We start from the raw sequence: 15,320 nt of genomic DNA on the forward strand, positions 1-15,320 counted from the left end.
GACAGATGGACATGTAACTAGTCAAGTCAAAAAAGACAAGCGACTAGTAAAAACGTTGGGCAAAAGAAAACCCACAGGGACTATCTTTTCGACAGATAAGATCAATAGATTTATCAGAAAAGATAGTCCCACTTTTTATAATTGTTGTATTTACTACAACTATTTTTTTTATTAAAATAGTTGACTCAGCTTTATCGGTGGGGTAAAGTATATATGATGACTGATCTCTTTTTTATTTTAATTGGACTTTTAGCTTTCATTGGCTGGTCAGGAGCTATTTTCCTTTATATTAAGACAAGCAAAGTTGATCAGGGACAGAATAATGAGATAAGGGATATTGAGAGACGCTTGACTGACCTGTTGACTAATCAAATGAAAGAAGTGAAAAACAGCCAGATTAAGTCTTCAGAGAGCTTTCATGGCCAGATAAAGTCCTTTACAGAGCAAACCACTCATCTTCGCGAAGATTTAAAACAAATCTATAAAAAAGTAGAAAGTGTTTCTTCTTTTCAGGAAATCTTTAAATCTCCAAAATTAAGAGGTCAGTGGGGAGAAGCATCATTAAATTACATTTTAACCCAGCACTATCCTGCTGAATTATGGAAAAGCCAGCACACATTTTCGTCAGGAGAACAAGTTGATGCAATTTTAAAACTTCCTGATAATAAATTGTTGCCAATTGATTCAAAGTTTTCTTCAGATAATTTTGAAAGAATGATTTATTCTAATACAGATGATGAGAGAAAAAGTTTTGAGCAAAGTTTTTTAAGAGATTTAAAATTAAGGGTTGATGAGATAAGTTCAAAATATATAATTCCATCTGAAGGCACAGTTGATTTTGCTCTGATGTATATTCCAGCCGAAGCAATCTATTATGAGATAATGTTTAATTTAAGAGAACGAGGAGTTGCTGATTATGCTTGGAAAAAGAAAGTAGTTTTAACTTCACCAAACACAATCTATTTAACGCTTCGTGCATTTGAACAATGGTTTAAAGATACTCAGATTTCAAAGAAAACTCAAGGTATTTTAAAAAGATTAAACAGAATTAATCAAGATGCTTCAAAGCTTATGAATGATTTCAGAAAGCTTGGGAGTCATTTAAAAAACGCAACTTCTTCATATGATAATTCTGAAAAGCGTCTAAATTTATTTTCAGACAGGGTTGAAAGATTATTAGAAGTTAAGCAAGATAAACCTAAACAATTAAAAGACTAATATGTTAGCAGTAATTAAAACTGGTGGAAAACAATATTTAGTTTCACCAGGAGATAAAATAAAAATTGAAAAACTTGATAAAAAAGAGGGGAGTGAGGTAACTTTCAAAGAAGTTTTATTATTGGAAAAATCAAAAAAACTAGAGATAGGCGATCCTTTGGTTAAAAGCGCCAAAGTTGTTGGAAAAATATTAAAGCAAGGAAAAGGGAAAAAGATTGTTGTTTTTAGAAAAGGAAAAACATATAAAAAGAAAAAAGGCCACAGGCAGCGTTATACTGAAGTTGAAATAACTAAGATAGAAACAAAATAATAAAAGTAATCCACATTGACACCCTTTTTTATTTTTGATATTTTTAAATATGTTGAAAAAATTAGTCAATAAAATAAATAGTGTTTTAAATCCTTTGATACAGAAGACTCTGTTAAATGTTTTTACTATTATCCTGACAATGTTGGGAGGTTTTAGAACAAACAGAAGATATCAACTTGTAAGAATATAAAAGAATAAATTACTTCTGAAACTGAACCTCCCAGCTAAAAACTGGGAGATTTTTTTTAGCACAGAACCTTTAAAAATTAAAAGGAAAAGAAAAACCTTTGAGTGGGCGAATTAATTATTAGCCATTAATCTGTTGGGGTTAGTAATTAGTTCGCCCATTCAAAGAATGGGTAAGAGATGAAAAAATTGAAAAAAAACAAAAACAAAATTATAGCAACTAGAACTAGATATATTGGAAAAGATGGTAAAATCGAAGCTACCTTTTTTTTAAAAAAAGAGGAAGCAGATACGCTTGTGTTAAATTCTGAACAAGCAACACCACAGAGAGAAATAAAGCATGTCGAACTAATAAGCCGCGATGAACTGGTGAATCTAATGTCAATGAAGATCGACAAAGAAATAGTTGACGATGAAGAATATGAAATAATCACTTTTCCTCATTTCTAAAGAGCCTTGATTAATCTTTTTTAAGAAATAACATCAAGGCTTTTTTTATTTTCTATCTTCCAAAGCACTTTTGAGGGTTGCCCCATCAGCGTATTCTAATTCTCCTCCCACGGGCAATCCTCGTGCTAAACGAGTGATTTTTTTATTTAAGGGATTGAGCTCTCTTTCTAAAAACAAAGCAGTTGCTTCTCCTTCAGTGTTTGAATTAGTGGCAATGATAATTTCTTTAATTTCAGAATTATCTTTTATCATCTTTTTGAGCTGTTCTATTTTTAGCTTTTTATCCCTTTGCTTTTTCAAAAGTGAAACTGTTCCTCCTAAAACAAAGTATCTTCCTTTATATTTTTTAATTTTTTCTAAAGCTTTTAAATCAGTTTCTTTTTCAACAATACAAAGCAAATTTTTACTGCGTGAAGGATTTGAGCATATCTCACAAAGCTGGCTGTTTTTTGATTCAAAAGAATTAAAACATAATGAACAAGTTTTAATGTTTCTTTTTAAGTTTGAAATCGACAAAATTAATTCATCAACTTCTTTTTTGTCAGTTTTTAAGAGATAAAAAACAAAACGGGCAGCTGTTTTGGGCCCGACTGTCGGGAAATTAGAAAGCAAATCAATCAGTTTTTGAATTGTTGGCGAATAATTCATAGTTTATTATTCTTCGTGGATTTTTTCCAAGGTTCTAAAGCTTACCCTTGCTTCATCAAAGTACAGCTCAACTCTTCCAATAGGGCCATTACGGTGCTTGGCAATAATTAAATCAGCAATGTTTTTGCGTGATGTTTCAGGCCTGTATCTATCTTCTTTATAAATAAACATAACAACATCAGCATCTTGTTCAATTGTTCCGCTTTGGCGCAAATCAGATAATCTTGGAATCTGAGGAGAACGTTGTTCAACTGCTCGTGACAATTGTGATACAACTAAAACAGGAATGTTCATTTCCCGAGCTAAAGATTTTAAAGCTCGGGAGTTTTCTGATACTTGCTGTACAGGGTTGGCGTATGCATCCATTGGCTCCATAAGCTGTAAATAATCAATTATAATCAATCCTAATCCTTTTTTAGCTTGAAGTCTTCTAGACATTGCTTTCATTTGCAGAACATTAGAACATAGTGAATCATGAATATAGATTGGAGCATCTGATAAAACCGCTAAAGCTTGCTGGATTCTTGTAAAGTCATTATCTTCTCCTTCGCTTGATAGTCTTCCTGTTCTTAATCTCCAGAGATCAACTCCAGAAATACTTGAAATCAATCTGTCAATTACTTGGTCTTTTGACATTTCTAAAGAAAATATGCCAACAGGAATTTTTTGTTGAATTGCAATATTATAAGCAAAGTTTAAAGCTAGAGCGCTTTTTCCTAAACTTGGCCTGGCAGCTAAAATTAACAAGTCAGATTTTTGAAAACCAGCTAAAAGATTGTCTAAATCAGCAAGCCCGCTGGCAAGCCCCCTTAACCCTCCTTTGTGTTTTGATAGCTGGTCAATTCTTTCAAACGCTTCTTCTAAATCGTCTTTTACTAATACAAAATCCTGGGACAAACTTTTTTGGGCAATGCTGAAAATCTCTCTTTCAGCCTTGTCCAAAAGAGTGTCTGTATCTTCTTTTTCGTCATAACCCAAGCGGGCTATTTCTTGTGATGCATCAATTAAATCTCTTAAAACCTTTTTTCTTGAAACTATTTTGGCATAATTAAGAACATGAGCGGGTGTTGGAACCGTATTTATAAGTTCAGTTAAGTAAACGTTTCCTCCAATGTCATCTAAAAGCTTTTTGTCTTTTAACCTGTTTGATATTGATAAAAAATCAATTGCCTCATCTTTTTCAAAAAGGTCTAAACATACTTTATAAACTTCTTGGTGAGATTTTTTGTAAAAATCCTCTGGTTTTAGAAAATCAGCAACTTTAATAATTGTTGATTTATCAATCATTAAACATCCTAAAACCGATTGCTCTGCTTCAATAGATTGAGGAGGTAATTTACTTGGTAATTCATTTGCCATGCTCAATTCATTTTTAACATGATAGCTATTAATTGGCAAGAATTTGATTTTTTTGATAAAATTTTCTATTAACTTGTTTAATATGAAAATAGGATTAATTAGCTTTCATACATTTTCCCAGCCCGGAGGGGTAAAAAGACATATTTTGGGACTTTCCAAAGAGCTTAAAAGCAAAGGCCACAGTACAAAAATTATTGTTCCAAGAAGAAAAAGGTCAGAGAACTATGGGAAAGACGTAATTTTATTGGGAACTTCTATTCCAATGGATTTTAGCGGCACTCAGGCTGATTTTGATATTAATTTTAATCCTATTTCAATTGAAAGAGTTTTAAAAAGAGAAAAGTTTGATGTTCTACATTTTCATAATTTTGGTTTTCCTTCAGTTCTTCAGATTTTAATCAGTCCTGCTGCTTCAGGCACTTTAAACGTCTTAACTTTTCATGCCAACATGGAAGGAAGCACATTTTTAAAACATTTTCCTAGTTTTTTGTATCTTTTAAATAAAATCTGTCAGTGGAAAATAGATGGGGTAATAGGAGTAGCTCCTTTAATTCTAAATTATTTTAAATTCTATAAAGGACCTAAGATTGTTATTCCTAATGGCATTGATTTAAATGAGTTTAATCCTAATGTTTCAAAAATTGAAAAATATTCTGATGATAAAATTAATCTTTTGTTTGTTGGAAGAATCGAAGAAAGAAAAGGATTAATATATCTTTTAAAAGCTTTTAAAATTTTAAATAAGAATTTTTCTAATTTAAGACTGATTATTGTTGGGGATGGACCTTTAGAGAACGAGTGTAAAGATTATGTTAAAAAACATAATCTAAAAGAAGTTATTTTTGAAGGAAGAATTACAAAAGGAATAGCAAGATATTACAAAACAGCTGATATTTACATCAGCCCAGCACTTTTCAGAGAAAGTTTTGGTTTGGTTTTGTTAGAAGCAATGGCATGTGGAACTCCCGTTGTTGCTTTTGGAAATCAGGGATACAGAGAATTATTGAAAAATAAATCATCAGGCAGGTTTTTAACCAAGCCAAGAGATTATGTTAATTTGGCCAAGAAAATAGAGTTGTTAATTAGGTATCCTGATTTAAGAAGGAAAATATCAGAAAGAGGAATTAAAGAAGTAGAGCAATATTCATGGCAGAGCGTAACAAATGAAGTTTTAGAATTTTATAAAGTTTGTGAAAAGTATAGGGCTGAGAAAAAAGATAATGGTTTTTCACTTGAGAAAAGCTTTAAAAACATTCTTACCAAAGACATCTTAAAATGGGTAGAAAAAGTAATTGAAGAAGATTAAAGTTTTTTTACTTTAGTTCCTTTGTTAGTATCCTCAATCTTATAACCTAACTTTTCTATTCGTTTTCTGATTTCATCAGCTTCTTGCCATTTATTTTCACTTCTTAATTGTTCTCTTTCTTTAGCTAAATCTTTAATTTTTTTAGGAACTTGTATTTCTTTTACCTTGTCTAACCCTAAACCAAAGATTTTATCAAAATCCAACAAAAGCTTGTATTTTTCTTTTGAAGAAATATTTTTATCTTTTACGAGATCCCAAGTTAAAGCTAGGGCTTTGGGCATGTTTAAATCATCGTTAATGTTTTTTAAAAACTCTTCTTTGTAATCAGTTTCAATCTTTGCAGTTGGTTTTGTATTCTCTGATTTAATTATTCTTATCTTTTCATAAAGATTGTCTAGTGCATTTTGAGCTGATTTTAAGTCTTCAAGTGAAAAGGTAAGCTTTGAACGATAGTGGGCGTTTAAAGTTAAATACCTGTAGGCTAGGGGATTAAAGTCTTTTTTAATTAAATCATCTAAAATAATAATGTTTCCTTCTGACTTACCCATTCTTCCTTGTTTTAAGATTAAAAACTCACCATGCATCCATATCTTTACTGCTGGTTTGTTTAAAGCACCAATATTTTGAGCACGTTCATTGCTGTGGTGAACTGGAATGTGATCTATTCCACCACAATGAATATCAAATTCTTTTCCTAAATGCTTTATACTCATTGCAGAACATTCAATATGCCATCCAGGAAATCCTTTGCCCCAAGGAGAATCCCAATTCATAATATGGTTTTTGTGTTCTCCAATAAGCTTTAACCATAGGGCAAAATCAGTTGGATTTTTTTTATCTGTTTTTTTATCAACACTTATACCTTCCTGCATTCCTTTTAAATCTAGTTTTGCCAGCTCTGTGTATTCTTTTAATTTTAAAGTGTCAAAATATACAGCTGAATTAGTTTCATAAGCATAGCCATTTTTAACAAGCTTTTTTATCATATCAATTTGTTCTTTGATATAGTCTGTTACTTTGCACCATATATCGGGCTCTGAAATGTTTAAGTTTTTTAAATCTTTTTTAAAAGTTTTTGTGTAAAAATCAGCTATTTCAAACATTGATTTTTTGTTCAGTTCTTTGCCTTCTCTTTTCAAAGCTTTTAACATTTTATCTTCTCCTGTGTCAGCATCAGAGGTTAAATGTCCAACATCAGTAATATTCATTACATGCTTTACTTTAAATTTATTGTATTTTAAAACTCTTTTTAAAATGTCTTCAAAAATATATGTTCTTAGGTTGCCAATATGAGCAAACAAATACACTGTTGGACCACATGTATAAAGCCCAACTCTTCCTTGTTTCAAAGGTTTAAAGACTTCTTTTTTGCGAGAGAGTGTATTGTATATTTTGAGCATAGTTTAACTTATTTTATCAGATTAATTAAAATTAGAATAGGTTTATGCTTAGATATTTTTTCTTATTTACTATTAATTATTATTCTTTCGGGGATTTCTCGCTATAAGAAATCGTTTTTAAGCATCCACTCATCATTAAAAATGGTGCTTAGGTAATTCCTTCCAGTATCTGGAAAGAGCACAACGATTACATCATTTTTATCTAAATTCTTTGCTATTTTAAGAGCTGCAAAGGCAGCGGCACCCGATGATCCTCCTACCAGCAAGCCTTCCTCTTTTGCCAGTCTCCTGGTTGTTAAAAATGCATTTTTATCGTTTACCGTTATAATCTCATCTACTATTTCAAGGTTAATTGTGTCAGGAATAAAATCTTCGCCAATGCCTTCTGTTTTATATGTATGGATTTTACCCTTTGTTTTGTAAAATTCGTGATGAAATATAGAGCCTTCTGGATCGGCACCAATTATTTTGATATTTGGATTTTTGTTTTTTAAGTATTTACCTGCACCACTTATCGTGCCACCAGTTCCCATACCCGCAACAAAATGCGTTATCATTCCGTTTGTATCTCTCCAAATTTCAGGACCAGTGGTCTCATAATGAGTTTTTGGATTATTCTGATTATAATACTGATTTGGGCAGAATGCATTTTTAGTTTCTTTTGTAATTTTTTCAGCAACTTTGTAGTAGCTTCTAGGATCTTCTGGCAAGACGGCTGTTGGAGTTCTTATAACTTTTGCTCCATAAGCCCGTAGTAATGATTCTTTTTCCTTGCTCATTTTATCTGGCATTGTAAAAATCATTTTATATCCTTTTAAGACGGCCACTAAGGCCAGTCCAATGCCAGTGTTTCCAGAAGTGGGCTCAACGATCGTTCCTCCGGGCTTAAGCAATCCTTTTCTTTCTGCATCCTCAATCATTGTTATTCCTATTCTATCTTTAACGCTCCCTCCGGGGTTAAAAAATTCCAACTTAACCCAAATAGCAGCGTTAATGTCCTGGTTAATTTTGTTTAGCCTTACCATTGGAGTATTACCGATGGTATTTAAAATGTTTTTCATAAGATTAATGGTTTTAATTTACTTAAAATTAAAAAACCTCCTTTGGGGAAGAAACAGACTGATTCAATATTTAAAACTTGAGGAATCGTTTATTTCTTCCCTAAAAGAGGTTTGTACAGCAATTGTTGGCATAACTAATGATTTCCATACCTGCCTTTAAAATTATCAGGGGTGAAAGTCATTGTCAAATTTCTTTAAATTACCAATGATTTATGTTAAGATATGTTTATGAAAAAAGCAGACATTATCCTTGCTATCATATCTGGAGAAGGGGTTGCCTGGATAGCTTATGGCTTGATTACAGGAGCAGGAGTGAATAGCATTTTAGGATTGGAAGTTGCTGATTTATTGTGGTTTTTATTTATTATTTTCCCTATTCTGGCATTATTAGGGCTTTGGATTAGTTATTTGATAGGGAAGAAGTACTTATTTGTTCCTCAAGTTGCAAAATTTCTTTTAATCGGAGTGTTAGCAGTTTTAATTGATTTGGGAATTTTAAATCTTTTCATGTCTTTTTTTGGTGTAGCTGCAGGCTGGGGTTTTGTTTTATTTAAAGCAATATCTTTTATTGTTGCTACATTTTCCAAGTTCTGGGGCAATAAGTTCTGGGCTTTTGAAAAAGCTGAAACAGAAAAAATGGGGAAAGAATTATTGCAATTTTATATTGTCACTCTTGTCGGAATGACAGTAAATGTAGGAGTTGCCTCATTTATTGTTAATATTGTTGGAATTCAGTTTGGATTACCTGCTTCAGTATGGGCTAATATCGGAGCGATTGTAGCTGCCGTTGCTGGTGCTGCCTGGAACTTCTTAGGTTATAAATTCGTAGTGTTTAAAAGGTAATTATGTCACTTGTTTTATATAGAAAATACAGACCACAGAGTTTTTCTGAAATCATTGGGCAGGAACACGTTGTTCAGACTTTAAATAATGCAATTTCCAATGAAACAATTTCTCATGCTTATTTATTTTCAGGACCAAAGGGAACAGGAAAAACAACAATAGCCAGGTTATTAGCAAAAGCTGTTAATTGTGAGAACAGAAAACAGGGAGAATTTGAACCTTGTAATAAATGTTCCTCTTGTAATGAAATTGTAAAAGGAAGGGCAATGGATTTAATTGAGATTGATGCAGCATCGCATAGAGGAATTGATGATATAAGAGAATTAAAAGATGGCATTCATTTTGCTCCAGCAAAATCAAAGTATAAGGTATTTATTTTAGATGAAGCTCATCAGCTTTCAAAAGATGCTTCTAACGCTCTTTTAAAAACATTGGAAGAGCCTCCTGCTCATGCAATCTTTGTTTTAGCAACAACAGAGATCCATAAAATGATTTCAACAATTATTTCAAGATGTCAAAGATTTGATTTTAGGAAATCAACTTTAGATGAAATAATGAAAAGACTATCTATCCTTTGTAAAAAAGAAGGCATTAAAATTGAAAAGCCAGCAATGGAACTTATTGCTTTGAATTCATCAGGCGCATTAAGAGATGCAGAAAATTTATTGAATCAGGTTGCAATACTTTATTATGGTTCAAAGTCAGAAATTAAAAAACAAGACATCAAAGATTTACTTGGTTTAGTAGAGATTGAAATGGTTAGTAAATTCACTGAGTTTATAACCAACAAACAAGCTCATAATGCAATAAGTTATTTAAATGAAATCACTGATAAAGGTTTGGATTTAGAAGAGTTTTCAAAAGCATTGATTAACTATTTAAGAAAAGGTTTGATTTTGAAAATAATGGGGGAGGGGAATCCTGATAGTGCTTCAGAGTTTTTATCAGGATTAACAAAAGAAGAAATTTTAAAGCTTAAAAACCAAGTTTCTTCATTTGGACAAGCAAACTTAAGAAAGATTCTAAACACCTTTCTTGAAGCGCAAAATAAAATAAGATATGCTGCGATACCACAATTGCCATTGGAGTTAGCGATTGTAGAGATAGTAGAGTTTTTAAACGTTTAATATATTGCGGGGTCGTCCAATGGTAAGACAACGGCCTTTGAAGCCGTATATCCAGGTTCGAATCCTGGCCCCGCAACATTTTATGTTTTGTATATATTTAGATGAAATTATATAGAATCCGAACTTTTGTTCGGGTTTTTAATTTTGTTAAAAATCGTAAAAAATCATTTGATAAAAATATAGAAAAAAGATAGATTAAAATAATATGAAATTAAAAACTTTAAAGAAAAAATTAAGAAGAGAATTTAGAAAATTATGAAAATTAGAAAAGTAAGGCTCAAAAATTTTAAGAGATTTGACGATCTTACGATCGATTTGGGTGATAATCCGAAGAAAATTGTTGCTTTAGTTGGGCCTAATGGTTGTGGAAAAAGTAGCATCTTTGATGCATTTGAGGAGAAGCTAAAAAATTACAAAGGCGCTCATAGGAATCCTCCTCCGAATTTTTTTTCTAAGCTGTATTATTCAATTCTCCCTGATAAAAAGTCAGAGGCATACAATAGAAATGAGGCAGTGCAGATAGAAAATAATGAAGGGAGAGAATTCGACAAAAAGAGTTTTTATGTTCGTTCGCCATATAGGTTTACACCCAGCTTGAATGTAACAAGTATCACGTCTCAGCCAGATGCTCTTGAGGATGTATCACGTCCAGGAAGTAGTATAGACATAGATGGTAGACTCAAAGAAAACTACGAAAGACTCCTTGGACAGGCGTGGAATGAGTATCAATATGGGAGTAAATCAGGCCCGAAGATGCGAGCGAAACTTTTAGGGCACATTAACGACATAATTTCCAAAATACTAGATATTAGAATTTCAAACCTTGGAGATGTGATTGGTGGGAAAGGACAGTTATATTTCGAGAAAGAATCGTCGAAAGACTTTCCTTTTGAAAATCTTTCATCTGGAGAAAAAGAGGTAGTCGATATAATTATTGATTTAGTGGTCAAAACTCCAACATACAACGACACGGTTTTTTGTATAGATGAACCAGAGCTCCACTTAAATACTGCGATTCAGCGAAAGCTTCTTATTGAAGTAGAAAAGTTAATACCAGATACCTGTCAGCTTTGGGTAGCAACACATAGCGTGGGCTTTCTCAGAGCTCTACAGGAAGAGTTGAGAGAGAAATCGCAAGTGTTAGATTTTTCAAGGCATGATTACTTTAATAAAATACAGAAAATCGAACCCATCAGAATGACTAGAGGCGACTGGCGGAGAATTTTTCAAACAGCGTTGGAAGATATAACTGGCTTAGTCTCACCAAGAGTGATTATTTACTGTGAGGGCAAACCACAACCTAACGATTCAGGCGAAGAGCAAGGACTGGATGCACTTGTTTATAATCAAATATTTGAAGAAAAACTTCATGATGTTTTGTTTATTTCTAGTGGGGGCACTGACGTAAGCAGTAATCTTTCATTGGCATTAGCTATTTTGAGTAAGGCATTCAATGGTGTAAATATAATGCAACTAAGAGACAGAGATGGATTATCTGATACAAAAAGGAAGGATTTTTTAGATAAAGATTCCCACAGGAGAATACTGCTTAGACGTGAAATAGAAAATTACTTATTTGATAAGGAGGTTCTGAAACTATTTTGCCTAGCAAGGAATGTAACCTTTAATGAGCATAAATATGATAGTGTTGTAGATGGTGTTGAATTGCAAGATTTAAAACCCATCCAACAAAAAATCAAAGAAGTCTGTTCTTTCAAGGGTAATATAGAAGAATTTAAGCTCAAGTTAACGGGGTTTGTCCTTCCAAAAACAAATATCTATAAAGAATTAAAGGAGTGTATTTTCTTACCAAAAGAAAAGAAGCAAATAAGTTAAAAGAGTTTTTAAAAAAATGAAAAAAATCAGTGCATTAGCACAACTTTTTGCTAAATATAAAATCTATCCCAAAAGTTGTTACAATGATTGTTCGCCTGTAAGGGTTTTTCAAAGAATGTTTCCTAAGAATCATTACAGTAAAGACTTAGAAATATTTCTTTCGTATCAAGACTATAAACCTACTCAAAGAGGTGCGGATTTACCTTGGTGGGGTAAAAGTTTCTTTTTGAGAAGTCCTGGCTTCAGAACACTAATAATTGGCCAAGATTCCATATATAAGGATGCGGGTAGCATAGTTTTAGCTGCAGAGTTTTTTCCCAACGTCAGTCAGGAAAAATATCAGGAATTTATTGATAGAATGAAAGTAAATAGATATTTTGGGTTTAATAAATGGAAAAGAGTAAAGGATCAACTTATCGATTGGGGAATAGATTTTGATTTTTTATATATGACTGATGCATCAAAGGTTTATAAAGAAGGATCTTGGAAGGATTGGGATTTTGATAGGAAAAAAAGTAGGGAAGTACTGAGAAATGAAATAGAACTCTGTAACCCAGACTTAATTATTCTTTTGGGAACTTCTCCGTTATACCTTTTAGATAACACTATAAATTACGCATCAACTGTTGAAGCCAGAAAGCCTATTTTAGTTCTAAAAAGAAGTTGTGTGGTTGCTCCCTTTTTTCTTGGAAATGGTTGCACTCAACCAAATTTTAGAAAGAGATTAGACATAGCAACAAATTTAATTAGATATGAGCTTGAAGAAGATTTAATTAAATTAGTTAAATTATGAATATAGATAAAAACATTCACAAAGAAACTCAAGAAATAGATAAAAAATTAAGGGGTTATCTAAATATAAAAGATCTGTGCATGTACCCAGATCATTCTTCGTGTTCCGGACCAATAATTAGATGTCACTCTATTCAAAATAGTAGATCTTTAGATTCTATATCTAAAAATGGACATGTTCTTAGTTTTGTTCTATTAAGTCTTTTTGAGCTAGAAAAGAACAAAGGAGTCATTGAACTTAAAAAAGTTAGTAAAAATAAAGTTACTACATTTTTTGGTTTTTGCCAAAAGCATGATTCTGAGTTATTCAAGCCAATAGAATTATTTGACTATAAAGGAGAAGAAATCCAAAATTTTTTATTTGCTTATCGAGCCCTCTCAAAAGAGGTATATGTTAGAATTAATATGTTAAAAGCTATGCAAGAATTTTCCGGCCACCCATTTATGGAAAAAAATATATATGATTTATTTATGTTAGGATTTCGTGCGGGCACTAGAGATTTAGTAGGACATAAAGCACTTTTTGATAATAGCTTAATGGAAAAAAATTATGGAGATGTTATGTCTTATAGGATAAGTACTAATTTAAAGCCAAATATTCTAGTATCTTCAATTTTTTATCCAGAATATACTGTTAATGGCCTATCTATTCAAAATTTAGCAGATATATCTAGATTCAAAGAAGGAATACAAATTACTATTTTTCCGAATAGAGGAACGACAGAGATATTATTTACTTGGCACAAAAATAAAAGTCAGGCACCGGAAATATTAATCGGTTCGATTGATAAACTTAACGAGGAGGAAAAGCTTGAAACTATTACACAAATGATTTTTTCTCATTGCGAAAACATAGTGGTTTCCCCTGAATGGTGGGAAAATATTTCCAGCGATAGAAAGAAGAAATTAATAGAAACCTTTAACGAATCGATGGATATTAGAACCGAAAGAAAGCCTGATTATTTAACGCCACACGGGTTTAACATATTTAGCAAACCAGCACGAGGCTGGAATTAGTTTTTTGATGAGACGCTAACGGGTTCTTAATTTGAGAAAGATGAAAATCAATGCTCTTTAAAGAAAGTTTTTAATTTATGAAATAAAGGTTTTTAGTTTTTCCAAACTATCTTGATCATGAATAGAAACGGGCAATATTTGTTTTTTCAGTTTTTTCAAAACTTTAAGGATTAACTTAACTTCTTTCTCTGATTTTAAATCTGTTTTGGTAAGAAGAATAATCTCTGGTATCTTTAATAATTTTGGATTATAACTCTTTAGCTCGTTCCTAATTTGTTGATAGCCTTTTTCAGGCTCTTTAAGTTCGCAAGAAAGACAATGGAATAAGAGTGAAACTTTTTCAATATGTTTTAAAAACTTGATCCCTAAACCTTTTCCTTTAGAAGCCCCCTCTATAAGTCCTGGAATATCAGCAATAATTTTACTCTTTAATTCTCCTAAGTTAGGTTCAAGAGTAGTAAAAGGGTAATCACCGATTTTTGGATTAGCGTTTGTTATCTCTTTAAGCAAACTGCTTTTACCAGCATTAGGGAGGCCGATAAGGCCATAATCAGCAATAAGCTTAAGATTGATATGTAAATGCCTTTCCTGGCCTTTAAAGCCTTTTTGAGCATGCATTGGCGTAACATTCTTAGAAGAACGATATTCCCAATTGCCCTTGCCTCCTTGTCCTCCCTGACATAAGAGAAAAAGATAGTTTTTATCAACTAATTCAAGAACCTCTTTAGAGCCCTTATCAGTAATAATAGCTCCAATAGGAACTTTAACTATTAAATCTTCACCAGACTTACCAGCTTTTTTATTTGACATCCCATGTTCACCGTTTTCTGCTTTAATTTTGGCACCTTTTGAAAGATTAGAAAGATCGTAAATGTTTGAAGTAGAGGCAATAAAAATACTGCCACCCTTTCCTCCATTTCCTCCATCTGGACCTTTTCTTACTTTATAAAAAGAAACCTTTCCATTTCCTCCAGCTCCAGCCTTAAGCTTAATGTTTATTTCTGTAATTAACATAGGTTTTCTTCATTATATCAGGCAACTTAAGATCTGTGAAAGTGCTTTAGCTATTACGTTTTGAAGGTTCTACCTCCATAATAAGTGATAGAAAAGGCCTGGGTCTAAATCGCTAATCAGGCGGTTTTTTGATAGAATTAAATAGGATTATGAAAATATTAAAATCAGAATTTGTTAAAGGTGTTATCGGGGGTGATTATGATATGAAAGATAATTTACCGCACATCGCTTTTTTCGGTCGCTCCAATGCGGGGAAATCAAGCGTAATTAACTCTTTAGTTGGTAAAAAAAACCTTGTAAAAACAAGTAAGACGCCAGGAAAAACACGTGAAGCGAACTTTTTCTGTATTAATGACTCTTTCTATTTTGTGGATTTTCCTGGATATGGATATGCGAAGCGTTCAATATCAGAGCGTAATAAAATAATCAAAAGGATTTTTTGGTATGTGGAATCTTCCAATGCCAGGCCTAAAGCAGTTTTCTTAATTATTGATGCTAATGTTGGCTTGACTGTTCTTGATAAAGATATGATAAAAATTCTTGAGGAAAATAAACACCAAATCATTATTGTTGCAAACAAAATTGATAAATTATCTAAAAGCGTTGCGGAAAAACAGCTTTTGTTAATCCAAAAAGAAGCGCGAGATATATCAGTTCTGGGATATTCAGCTAAAACAAACCAAGGAAAAGACGAATTAACTAAAAAAATTGCAAGCTTTGTAATGAATAAGCCTGATTGAAATGGATCGGCGA

General features: G+C 32.3%; 15 protein-coding genes and 1 tRNA gene. 11 read left to right on the forward strand and 5 right to left on the reverse strand.

Going from position 1 to position 15,320, the window contains the following annotated elements:
* Positions 1-213 precede the first annotated feature (213 nt).
* The 3 genes from KJI70_00225 to KJI70_00235 all read left to right on the forward strand — a co-directional run bounded on the left by KJI70_00225 (position 214) and on the right by KJI70_00235 (position 2,164).
* Positions 214-1,218, forward strand: coding sequence for a DNA recombination protein RmuC (locus tag KJI70_00225; GenBank protein ID MCP6717960.1), 1,005 nt, complete (start codon positions 214-216; stop codon positions 1,216-1,218).
* 1 nt (position 1,219) lies between these two features.
* The gene (gene rplU, locus KJI70_00230; protein MCP6717961.1) at positions 1,220-1,528 is read left to right on the forward strand and encodes a 50S ribosomal protein L21; all 309 of its coding nucleotides are present in this window, start codon (positions 1,220-1,222) and stop codon (positions 1,526-1,528) included.
* Positions 1,529-1,894: 366 nt separating this feature from the next.
* Complete coding sequence (locus KJI70_00235) at positions 1,895-2,164, forward strand: hypothetical protein (protein ID MCP6717962.1); 270 nt, start codon at positions 1,895-1,897, stop codon at positions 2,162-2,164.
* Positions 2,165-2,209: 45 nt separating this feature from the next.
* Here KJI70_00235 and recR read toward each other — a convergent pair whose 3' ends face one another.
* Positions 2,210-2,812 (reverse strand): recombination mediator RecR, encoded by a 603-nt coding sequence (gene recR / locus KJI70_00240; protein MCP6717963.1) that lies wholly within the window; start codon positions 2,810-2,812, stop codon positions 2,210-2,212.
* Between the two features lie 6 nt (positions 2,813-2,818).
* Positions 2,819-4,171: a replicative DNA helicase gene (dnaB, locus tag KJI70_00245; GenBank protein ID MCP6717964.1), complete on the reverse strand. Its 1,353-nt coding sequence runs from the start codon at positions 4,169-4,171 to the stop codon at positions 2,819-2,821.
* 82 nt (positions 4,172-4,253) lie between these two features.
* Here dnaB and KJI70_00250 point away from each other — a divergent pair, with 82 nt between their 5' ends.
* The gene (locus tag KJI70_00250) at positions 4,254-5,477 is read left to right on the forward strand and encodes a glycosyltransferase family 4 protein (GenBank protein MCP6717965.1); all 1,224 of its coding nucleotides are present in this window, start codon (positions 4,254-4,256) and stop codon (positions 5,475-5,477) included.
* Here KJI70_00250 and cysS read toward each other — a convergent pair.
* Both cysS and cysK read right to left on the reverse strand, forming a co-directional pair.
* On the reverse strand, positions 5,474-6,877 hold the full coding sequence (gene cysS / locus KJI70_00255) for a cysteine--tRNA ligase (GenBank protein ID MCP6717966.1): 1,404 nt from the start codon (positions 6,875-6,877) through the stop codon (positions 5,474-5,476). The genes KJI70_00250 and cysS overlap by 4 nt on opposite strands.
* A gap of 101 nt (positions 6,878-6,978) precedes the next feature.
* A complete protein-coding gene (cysK, locus tag KJI70_00260) occupies positions 6,979-7,938 on the reverse strand; it encodes a cysteine synthase A (GenBank protein ID MCP6717967.1) in 960 nt (319 codons plus the stop codon).
* A 222-nt stretch (positions 7,939-8,160) separates the two neighbouring features.
* Here cysK and KJI70_00265 point away from each other — a divergent pair, with 222 nt between their 5' ends.
* The 6 genes from KJI70_00265 to KJI70_00290 all read left to right on the forward strand — a co-directional run bounded on the left by KJI70_00265 (position 8,161) and on the right by KJI70_00290 (position 13,553).
* Positions 8,161-8,781 (forward strand): GtrA family protein, encoded by a 621-nt coding sequence (locus KJI70_00265; protein MCP6717968.1) that lies wholly within the window; start codon positions 8,161-8,163, stop codon positions 8,779-8,781.
* A gap of 2 nt (positions 8,782-8,783) precedes the next feature.
* A complete protein-coding gene (gene dnaX, locus KJI70_00270) occupies positions 8,784-9,908 on the forward strand; it encodes a DNA polymerase III subunit gamma/tau (protein ID MCP6717969.1) in 1,125 nt (374 codons plus the stop codon).
* Between the two features lie 5 nt (positions 9,909-9,913).
* Positions 9,914-9,984 (forward strand) — tRNA-Gln (locus KJI70_00275).
* A 179-nt stretch (positions 9,985-10,163) separates the two neighbouring features.
* Positions 10,164-11,744, forward strand: coding sequence for an ATP-binding protein (locus KJI70_00280; GenBank protein MCP6717970.1), 1,581 nt, complete (start codon positions 10,164-10,166; stop codon positions 11,742-11,744).
* 16 nt (positions 11,745-11,760) lie between these two features.
* Positions 11,761-12,537: a hypothetical protein gene (locus tag KJI70_00285; protein ID MCP6717971.1), complete on the forward strand. Its 777-nt coding sequence runs from the start codon at positions 11,761-11,763 to the stop codon at positions 12,535-12,537.
* Positions 12,534-13,553, forward strand: a complete 1,020-nt coding sequence (locus KJI70_00290; protein ID MCP6717972.1) for a hypothetical protein — start codon at positions 12,534-12,536, stop codon at positions 13,551-13,553. Before KJI70_00285 ends, KJI70_00290 begins: the two co-directional genes overlap by 4 nt.
* A 75-nt stretch (positions 13,554-13,628) precedes the next feature.
* Here the strand turns inward: KJI70_00290 and obgE are convergent, their stop codons facing one another.
* Positions 13,629-14,567, reverse strand: a complete 939-nt coding sequence (obgE, locus tag KJI70_00295; protein ID MCP6717973.1) for a GTPase ObgE — start codon at positions 14,565-14,567, stop codon at positions 13,629-13,631.
* 149 nt (positions 14,568-14,716) lie between these two features.
* On the opposite strand from obgE, the gene yihA reads away from it, so the two are divergent.
* Entirely contained in the window at positions 14,717-15,307 is a 591-nt protein-coding gene (yihA, locus tag KJI70_00300; GenBank protein MCP6717974.1) for a ribosome biogenesis GTP-binding protein YihA/YsxC, read from the forward strand.
* Positions 15,308-15,320: the final 13 nt, after the last annotated feature.

It is taken from the genome of Patescibacteria group bacterium (assembly GCA_024238995.1).
GTDB lineage: Bacteria > Patescibacteriota > Minisyncoccia > Minisyncoccales > JANBVM01 > JANBVL01.